This is a genomic window from Selenihalanaerobacter shriftii (assembly GCF_900167185.1).
Classification (GTDB): domain Bacteria; phylum Bacillota; class Halanaerobiia; order Halobacteroidales; family Acetohalobiaceae; genus Selenihalanaerobacter; species Selenihalanaerobacter shriftii.
This window is the reverse complement of sequence record NZ_FUWM01000027.1, coordinates 20,068-27,973: the sequence shown is the minus strand read 5'-3', so window position 1 is coordinate 27,973 and position 7,906 is coordinate 20,068. Positions and strand designations below refer to the sequence as shown.

Sequence of the window (7,906 nt, the reverse complement as noted above, 5' to 3'; positions counted from 1 at the left end):
CTAAGTACAGAGAAGATAAGCGCTGAAAGCATCTAAGCGCGAAGCAAATCCCAAGATAAGGTTTCCCATAGAGTAATTCTAGTAAGATCCCTGAAAGACTATCAGGTAGATAGGCCAGAGGTGTACAGATAGCAATATCTTTAGCTGACTGGTACTAATAGATCGAGGATTTGATCTAGACAAAACAAATACAAATATCATTGTGCAGTTTTGAAAGTATAGTTTTTAATAAAAGTATACAAATTTCCGGTGGTAATTGCGGAGGGGTAACACCTGTATCCATTTCGAACACAGCAGTTAAGTCCTCCAGCGCTGATGGTATTGCAAGGGTAGCCTTGTGAGAGAGTAGGTCACTGCCGAATATTATTATAATTTTAAAAAGCTTTTAAGAATGTTGGGATGTCGCCAAGCGGTAAGGCACAGGACTTTGACTCCTGTATCGCTGGTTCGAATCCAGCCATCCCAGCCATTTTAATAGATGACATTGTTAACTGTCATCTAATCTGGGTCCCCATCGTCTAGTGGCCTAGGATACCAGGTTTTCATCCTGGCGGCAGGGGTTCGAATCCCCTTGGGGATGCCAAAATAATTTACTAATCAGGCACGAAAGGTTTTGTTTTCTAAAACCTAGAGGGATGCCAAAATAATTTACTAATTATTATATGCGGGCGAATAGCTCAGTTGGGAGAGCACCTGCCTTACAAGCAGGGGGTCACAGGTTCAAGTCCTGTTTCGCCCACCATTTATGTGGGGATGTAGTAGAGCTGGTCCACAACACCGGCCTGTCACGCCGGAGGTCGCGGGTTCAAATCCCGTCATCCCCGCCATCAAACAATCACTCAGCCTAAAAAACGAGGCTGACTGCATAGATATGATAATATTGGTGCTTAATCTGGTAGTTTTAGTTTTTAACTGACACTGACCACTGACACTGATAACTGACATTGATAACTTAGTGTCACTCAGCCTAGAAAACAAGGCTGACTGTCAGAGTTATGTTTACTATTAAAGTGTGCTGACGTAGCTCAGTTGGGAGAGCAGCTGACTTGTAATCAGCAGGTCATCGGTTCAAGTCCGATCGTCAGCTCCATTGAAAACATGGGCCATTAGCTCAGCTGGCAGAGCACCTGACTTTTAATCAGGGTGTCGGAGGTTCGACTCCTCCATGGCTCACCATTAATATTATTAACGCGGGGTAGAGCAGTCCGGTAGCTCGTCGGGCTCATAACCCGGAGGTCGTCGGTTCGAATCCGACCCCCGCAACCAATTTTAATTTTATAATGTATACTTTAATTAATACCATAACTGATTATTAATTAGAGTGTCGGAGAATACTTTAATAGTTTATTACTAACGCGGGATAGAGCAGTCCGGTAGCTCGTCGGGCTCATAACCCGGAGGTCGTCGGTTCGAATCCGCCTCCCGCAACCAATTTTATAATATGATTATGATATTGTGCGGGAATAGCTCAGTTGGCTAGAGCACCAGCCTTCCAAGCTGGGTGTCGTCGGTTCGAGTCCGATTTCCCGCTCCATTAAAAGAATATATAATATTTTGCCGGGGTGGCGGAATTGGCAGACGCATCGGACTTAAAATCCGATGGGCCTTTGTGCCCGTGTGGGTTCGAGTCCCACCCCCGGCACCATTTTTACAATTTAATAGTTTTATTAATCGGAGCGTGGCGCAGCCTGGTAGCGCACCTGGTTTGGGACCAGGGGGTCGAAGGTTCAAATCCTTTCGCTCCGACCATTTCTTTATAGATTTATCTTATTCCTTCTTTTAATGAAGGGATTTTTATTTATTATTTTTTAATTTTAACTTCACATTTGTTGTAAAATGTTATATAATGAATAAAATACTTACATAATTATAGGGGGAGCATATGAATGGCTAAAGGTATTTTAATTGTTGATGATGCGCAATTTATGCGTACTATGTTAAAACAACTAGTTGAAGATAATGGTTATGATGTATTGGGAGAAGCAGAAAATGGACAAGAAGCTATTGAATTATATAAAGAACTTAGTCCTGATGTGGTTACCATGGATATTACTATGCCAGATATGGATGGTATTGAAGCTACTAAGGGAATCTTAGATTTTGATCCTAATGCTAAGATTATTATGTGTAGTGCAATGGGACAAAAGCCAATGGTAATTGATGCTTTAGAAGCTGGAGCGAAGGACTTTATAGTTAAACCAATTCAACCAGATAAGGTAAAAGAGACTTTGGATTCAATACTAGGCTAAATCAAAAATATAAAAATCATAAAAGAGAGTAGGGGAATTCCCCTACTCTCTTTTTAATATGCAATTTTCATTACTTAAGAATGTATGTATAACTAAATCTTATTGCACTTTTAAGAGGGATTTTATAATTTATCACGAAAATTATAAAGGGGGCTTAAAGATATTATAGTTATTACTAAATAAACTTCCTTTTATAAAGGGGGATAAAGAATGAATTCAGAAGAAGAAGAAAGATTTCAACAGATTATGGCACAACTATTTGGTGAAAATGCCTTGCAGGATAAAGATAAGAATATTTCTCATTCTAATAATGATAAACCCCAATCTGCTAATTCATTAGAAGAAGGCGAAATGGAAGTTGCTACAAAAATGGCTGAATATGAGTTAGATCAATTACGAAAAGCTTTTATTAATTTTCAGAAAGAGATTAGAGATTTAGTTTTACTAAAATATTCAACTCAATTTTTATTAGATTATAGTAGTTATTGTGAAGAATTAGAGAACTTGTTACTTAACTGGGATGGTTCTAAAGATGAAGAGTTTATTGTTGAAGATGATCTTCGCAATCAAATTCTAACTGATATTTATGAGAAGTATATAGAGCAGATGGATAATGAGGATGATAATTGAATAATTTTTGTATAATAAATCCCTATGGTACTTGCAAGTACCATAGGGATTTATTATAATTAGGGATGTATAACAAATTGTGAAGGAGTTTATTCATCCTTTCGGAAATATAATAGTTAGTATATAATTAGAGATACTAATGGGAGGCAAAAAGGAGGAATAATAATTGTTTGATTTTGAAATTCCTAATTATAAAGTTTTAGAAATTGATAAATTAGTATTTGATTATAATGGTACATTAGCTTGTGATGGCATTCCAGTTTCAGGAGTTAAAGAGAAATTAGATAAATTAGCAATAGATTTTGAAATATATGTTTTAACTGCTGATACTTTTGGTACTGTAAAAAAAGAGTTAAAAGATGTAGATGTAGAAATTGTTATAGTTGATAAAAAAAATGGAACTAAATTTAAAGAAAATTTTATTCAAGACTTAAATAAGGATAGCGTAATTGCAGTAGGTAATGGTAATAATGATACTTTGATGTTAGCAAGAGCTAGTTTGGGAATACTGATTTTAGGTTTAGAAGGGGCAGCAACTGAAAGTTTATTGAAATCTGATTTAATAGTTAGAAATATCAATGATGTTTTAGATATTTTATTAAATCCGAAACGTTTAGTTGCTTCTTTAAGAAAGTAGTTTTTAGTAGAGGTAGTTAGGAGGTTAAACTGAATGCAACTAAAGACTTTAAAGATGTTAGTTAAGTTAATAGACAAAGGTAGTTTTTCAGTAGTAGCAGATGAATTAAATTTAACTCAACCAGCAGTTAGTATGCAAATTAAATCTTTAGAAAAAAAGTTTGATACTAATCTTGTATTTAGACAAGGAGGGGAAGTTAAACTTACTCCTGCTGGAAAAGTAGTATATCATCAAGCTAAACAGATATTAAATAACTGGGAGCTGGCTAAATTAGAGGTTGAACGATTAAAAGGAGAAACATATGGACAATTAGTAATCGGAGCTAGTACTATTCCCTCTGAATATCTTTTACCAGATTTATTGGCTAAGTTTTGTAATAAGTTCCCTGAAGTAAAAGTTTTGATGGAAGTAGGCGACAGTGCTAAAATTGTTGATAATTTAGTAAATCGAGAAGTAGATTTAGTAATAGTTGGTTTTAAACCAAAGAAAAAAGAATTTAAATCTATATCAATATTAGAGGATCGTTTAGTCTTAATTCTTCCTAATGAACATAGATTAGTTAATAAGAATTTAGTAACTATTAATGAATTAGAACAGGAAAGAATGTTAATTAGAGAAGAAGGTTCTGGGACTAGAAAAGCTATGTTAGCTGGTTTAAATGATGCAGGGATAAGTAAACGTGATTTAAATATTGTTGTTCGTTTAGGGAGTACTGAATCGATTATTTCTGCTGTAGAAGCTGGAGTAGGGATTTCATTTGTATCAGAATTAGCAGCTAGAAAAGCAGTAGATAGTGGAAGAGTTAAGCAAGTTGAGGTTGCTGATATGTTAATAAGTAGGAAATTATTTTTAGCGTATCGTAGAGAACGGGAAGAAGAATTATTAATTAAAAAATTTATTGAGATTTTTTAGTAATATAGCCTTTACTTTTAATAAATATATGATAAAATATAAATAGATTAGACTAGATTAGAATAGAAGAGGAGAGATGAGAAGATGAAAATGAGAAGATTTGTAGAAGCAGGTTTGATGTTGGCTATTGGATTTGTCTTGCATAGTATTATGCCGCCAATTATACTAGGAATGCGGCCGGATTTAAGTTTAGTTATGTTATTTGTAGTGGTTATGCTTTATAGGGATTTTAAATTGACGTTAATTTCAGGAATAGTGGCAGGAATCATTTCAGCTTTTACTACTACTTTTCCTGGTGGGCAACTACCTAATTTAATTGATAAGCCCTTAACTGCTATGTTAATTTTAGGAATAATCCTTTTAATGAAAAGTATGAATTTAAATAGTAAATTACAAGCAGGCATTATAGCAATGGTAGGTACGATTATTAGTGGAACTTTATTTTTAGGAAGTGCTTTACTAATTGTTGGTTTACCGGGACCTTTTAAAGCGCTTTTTCTGTCAATAGTTTTACCAACTGCAGTAATGAATACAATTTTCTTATATATATTATACCCTATTGTGTCTAATGTTAAGCAGATGACCGGTAGTACAGAAGTAAATAGTGTAAATTCAACAGCCTAATAATTAGGCTGTTTTTTCATAGCTTAAATTAATGATAGAAGGAGGGATTCCCTATCCTAGATTGGCCAGGTAAAGAAAGAATAAATAATATCAATTCTTGTTCAGCGCGAGTAAAAGAGGTCTATGGAGATTTAAAAGCAGATGGACAGAATAAATTGTTTTTAGGGGATAACAGACAGGTTTTAGCTTATTTATTGAATGGTTATCAAAAGAGTATAGATTTAATTTACATTGATCCTCCTTTTAGCAGTAATAGAGATTATAATAAATCTATAAAATTAAAAAATACTGATTTAGATATTGGTTATACTTTTGTTGAAGAGAAACAATATAATGATAAGTGGAAGCTAGAAGAGTATTTGCAGTTTATGTATGAACGATTGCAGATTATGAAGGAACTTTTAAGTGAAAAAGGAAGTATATTTCTTCATCTTGATTGGCGAATGGATAGTTACCTTAGAGTAATGTTGGATGAGATATTTAAACCTGATAACTTTATTAATAGAATAGTATGGAAGGCTACAAATAGTTCCAAGTCTCAAACTAAAGGTTTAGGTAAACAACATAATAGTATTCTTTGGTATGCCAAAGATAAAGATAGTATGACTTGGAATCAGGTTTATAGACCTCCCACTAAAGAGTATAAAGCTAGATTTACATATAATGATAATGATGGTAGAGGACTATATCAAACAGTGCCGTTAGTGGCAAGAGGAGTACAGAATACTCCCAATCGGAAGAGTTTTGAATTTAATGGAGTAGTCGATAAGTGGCTTTATTCTAAAGAAAAGTTGGAAGAATGGTGGGAAGATAATAGAATTCATGAGACTAGAGGGGGGAATTATCGAAAGAAAGTTTATCTTAAAGATTGTGACGGACCACCGGTATCTGATATTTGGGTTGATAAAGGGGTAGCTCCTATCCAAAAAGAAGCATATCCAACCCAAAAACCTGAATCATTATTAGAAAGAATAATTGAATTAGCTTCTGATGAAGGAAATATAGTAGGGGATTTCTTTTGTGGTAGTGGAACGACTTTATCAGTAGCTGAAAAATTAAATAGGAGATGGATAGGTGCTGATATAAATAAGGTTGCTGTCCAGACTACTAGAGATAGGATTTTAAATTTAAATTCTGAAGTTGATTTTAAAGTAAGCACAGTTTCTACGAATAAATTATATAATGATGTTGAAAATGAAAGTGGTCTGAAACCGACGGTTAATTTGAAGACAAAATTGGTTAATAAAGAATTAACTATTAATGTAGTTGATTTTTATTCACCAGAATTAATAGAAAAACTTCAAGAACAGCAACAAGATGTTGAAATTCAAGATTTTATACAGGTAATTAGTTCAGTTCACATTGATTTTAATTATAAAGGTACATTTAATCCAACTTATATTCAGACTGATAAAATAGAAAAAGAAATCCAACATTCTTATCAAAATTCAGGGAATTATCAGGTTGCTATTCAACTTAGTGACATTTTAGGTCATGAGGTATTGAGAGTAATTAAGGTAGATATAAATGAAGATTAAATAAGGGGGGTTATAATGAAGTTAGGAGTAATATCTAAGTTTATGAATGTAAGAAAAAGCCACTAATAAAAAGTGGCTTTAAGTCTTATGATATATAAGAAGATATTCCTCTAAGTGTTAGGGATTTAAACCAAAGAAATCCACTAGAGTCTAAGGTTATTTCTTGATCTTTAAAGTTTCTTGCTAAAGTCTTGTGAAGATAAATATTATAGTCATCGACTTCACGTGTTTGATACTTAAAAGAATTATCAGGCTTGCCTATATTCACGACAGGCTTATAAGTAGTGCCACATCAGCCACCTGATATTTTTAAGAAAGTTATTGTTGCTTCTTTTTGGCCGGACTTTTTGTCTATTAATTCTTTGGCTTTATCTGTAATTTTAATCTGATTTGCCATAGAAATCACCTCTTTCTTTATTGTATTATTTATTGTAAGTTATATTATGTTTACATATGTTAATTTCATGATTGAAATTATTTTACCCTTTTATAATTTCTTGATAAATATTATTTTACCTTTATTTTTTAAAATTTTAAAATTAGGAGGAATATGAAATGGAAGTAAAAGAAGCTATTCAGAAGAGAAGAAGTATTAGAAGTTTTAATCAAGATAAGGTAAGTAAAGAAGATATAGATCAAATTTTAGAGGCTGGAAGATTAGCGCCTTCAGGAACTAATCTTCAACCTTGGCGATTTGTTGTGGTAGAATCAGAAGAGATGAGAGATAGATTAAAAGATTGTACTTTAGATTTTGTAGCAGAAGCTCCAGTAGTTATAGCCTGTTGTGTTGATAAAAATTCTATAAAAAATAGAAAGAGAAGAATTGTTGAATTACATAAAGCTGGAGCATTTAAAGGAACTGAACTTGAGAAGATTGATACATCTAAGTATAAAGGTAAAAAGATGGATGAGGTAGAGATTAAGAATTATTTATATTTAAATTGTACTATTGCTATTGAACATATGATTTTGCAGGCAACAGAATTAGGTTTAGGTAGTTGTTGGATAATGATGTTTAATAAAACAAAAACGAGAGAGTTATTAGAATTAGATAATAATTTAGAGTTGGTTTCATTAATACCAATCGGTTACTATGATGAAAATCCAGCCCCAAGACCGAGATTATCATTAGATGAGATAGTGGTTGATAGAGTTTAAGGAACTGATTAAATATAATTTATAGTTTAAGTGAGGGGTTATAAATAATCCCTCACTTTTTTATATGGAATGATTAAATATATTTTAGAATAAGTTATATTTTAATCAATATAATATACTTATAAAGTGGTTTAATAATATCTTCGAGAGCCGAAAGG

General features: G+C 33.0%; 7 protein-coding genes, 11 tRNA genes and 2 rRNA genes. All 20 read left to right on the top strand.

The annotated features are described in order from the left end of the window. A 23S ribosomal RNA gene (locus B5D41_RS12480) occupies positions 1–178 on the top strand; the annotation flags it as partial. A gap of 67 nt (positions 179–245) precedes the next feature. Next, a 5S ribosomal RNA gene (gene rrf / locus B5D41_RS12475) occupies positions 246–362 on the top strand. A 33-nt stretch (positions 363–395) separates the two neighbouring features. Continuing rightward, positions 396–469: transfer RNA gene (locus B5D41_RS12470), tRNA-Gln, on the top strand. 38 nt (positions 470–507) lie between these two features. Further along, positions 508–583 (top strand) — tRNA-Glu (locus B5D41_RS12465). Between the two features lie 83 nt (positions 584–666). Then, positions 667–742: transfer RNA gene (locus B5D41_RS12460), tRNA-Val, on the top strand. Positions 743–749: 7 nt separating this feature from the next. Continuing rightward, a tRNA-Asp gene (locus B5D41_RS12455) sits at positions 750–827 on the top strand. A 187-nt stretch (positions 828–1,014) separates the two neighbouring features. Further along, positions 1,015–1,090: transfer RNA gene (locus B5D41_RS12450), tRNA-Thr, on the top strand. A gap of 10 nt (positions 1,091–1,100) precedes the next feature. After that, a tRNA-Lys gene (locus B5D41_RS12445) sits at positions 1,101–1,176 on the top strand. A 13-nt stretch (positions 1,177–1,189) separates the two neighbouring features. Beyond that, positions 1,190–1,266: transfer RNA gene (locus B5D41_RS12440), tRNA-Met, on the top strand. Positions 1,267–1,354: 88 nt separating this feature from the next. Beyond that, positions 1,355–1,431, top strand: a tRNA-Met gene (locus tag B5D41_RS12435). 26 nt (positions 1,432–1,457) lie between these two features. Beyond that, positions 1,458–1,534 (top strand) — tRNA-Gly (locus B5D41_RS12430). 22 nt (positions 1,535–1,556) lie between these two features. Then, positions 1,557–1,645, top strand: a tRNA-Leu gene (locus tag B5D41_RS12425). Between the two features lie 27 nt (positions 1,646–1,672). Continuing rightward, positions 1,673–1,749, top strand: a tRNA-Pro gene (locus B5D41_RS12420). A 137-nt stretch (positions 1,750–1,886) separates the two neighbouring features. Then, the gene (locus B5D41_RS12415) at positions 1,887–2,249 is read left to right on the top strand and encodes a response regulator (protein WP_078810979.1); all 363 of its coding nucleotides are present in this window, start codon (positions 1,887–1,889) and stop codon (positions 2,247–2,249) included. Between the two features lie 210 nt (positions 2,250–2,459). After that, on the top strand, positions 2,460–2,879 hold the full coding sequence (locus B5D41_RS12410) for a hypothetical protein (RefSeq protein WP_078810978.1): 420 nt from the start codon (positions 2,460–2,462) through the stop codon (positions 2,877–2,879). 166 nt (positions 2,880–3,045) lie between these two features. Further along, complete coding sequence (locus tag B5D41_RS12405; RefSeq protein ID WP_078810977.1) at positions 3,046–3,516, top strand: HAD family hydrolase; 471 nt, start codon at positions 3,046–3,048, stop codon at positions 3,514–3,516. 33 nt (positions 3,517–3,549) lie between these two features. After that, positions 3,550–4,428 carry a selenium metabolism-associated LysR family transcriptional regulator gene (locus B5D41_RS12400; protein ID WP_078810976.1) on the top strand — a complete coding sequence of 293 codons (879 nt, stop codon included), beginning with the start codon at positions 3,550–3,552 and terminating at the stop codon, positions 4,426–4,428. Between the two features lie 84 nt (positions 4,429–4,512). Beyond that, positions 4,513–5,052 (top strand): tryptophan transporter, encoded by a 540-nt coding sequence (locus B5D41_RS12395; RefSeq protein ID WP_078810975.1) that lies wholly within the window; start codon positions 4,513–4,515, stop codon positions 5,050–5,052. 155 nt (positions 5,053–5,207) lie between these two features. Beyond that, positions 5,208–6,590, top strand: a complete 1,383-nt coding sequence (locus B5D41_RS12390; RefSeq protein ID WP_159442963.1) for a site-specific DNA-methyltransferase — start codon at positions 5,208–5,210, stop codon at positions 6,588–6,590. A gap of 555 nt (positions 6,591–7,145) precedes the next feature. Next, a complete protein-coding gene (locus tag B5D41_RS12385) occupies positions 7,146–7,748 on the top strand; it encodes a nitroreductase family protein (protein ID WP_078810973.1) in 603 nt (200 codons plus the stop codon). Positions 7,749–7,906 lie beyond the last annotated feature (158 nt).